At 58.6% G+C, this 638-nt stretch carries 1 protein-coding gene; it reads right to left on the bottom strand.

What is annotated here, in order from left to right:
• Positions 1 to 262: 262 nt before the first annotated feature.
• Entirely contained in the window at positions 263 to 412 is a 150-nt protein-coding gene (locus tag GSQ92_RS07550) for a hypothetical protein (RefSeq protein WP_216856781.1), read from the bottom strand.
• Between the last annotated feature and the right edge of the window lie 226 nt (positions 413 to 638).

Here is a 638-nt window from a genome sequence, read left to right as displayed (position 1 = left end):
GATCAGGAAAATGATGCGGGTCGATAGCTGTTCGGGGCGAGCGGGGTTTGGATGCGTAGTGGTGACGACCGAGTCCATATAGATCTTGTGTTCCGCAGCTTCGCTTAGGTTTTCGGCGCGCGTGCCCGACGTTGCCGAGCTTCGTGAAAAAAACCATCCCTCGGGGTTTCTGAAGTGACCCTCGCACTCGCCTCCGACCGACTAGCCATATCCCACCGGTGATCCAGTCGTCGTCGGCAATACCGCGCGAACTTCCAACCGCTCAAGCCGTGAGGTTGGCGCTGTCCCCGCCGGTGACGGCCAAACTCGCGCGGCTGACCAGCCAAGCCGCGTCAGAAGCCAGGAAAACCATCGCAGGCGCAATGTCGTCAGGGTTGATCCATGACACGCCAGCGGGCGATTTTGCTGTCAAGGCAGCCTCGCCTTGTCGCCTATCTTGAAACCGTTCGAACCCGTCGGGCGGTAGACGAGCTTGCATTCCACAAGAGGCTGTATGATACGGCTATAAACTTTTCCGCTTTACAAATCGGGACTGTCGGCCACGACTATCCGAGAAGGCGTGAGTTGACGCAAAAGAAGGACGGTCCCATTGCCCTGGATGCGCATCACCGATCCTAACCACGCGGCCGAGCTTCTGC

This window comes from Acidisoma sp. S159, from assembly GCF_009766125.1.
Classification (GTDB): Bacteria; Pseudomonadota; Alphaproteobacteria; order Acetobacterales; family Acetobacteraceae; genus Acidisoma.
Note: the sequence above shows the minus strand (reverse complement) of the source record. Positions and strands in the feature narration are given on the sequence as shown.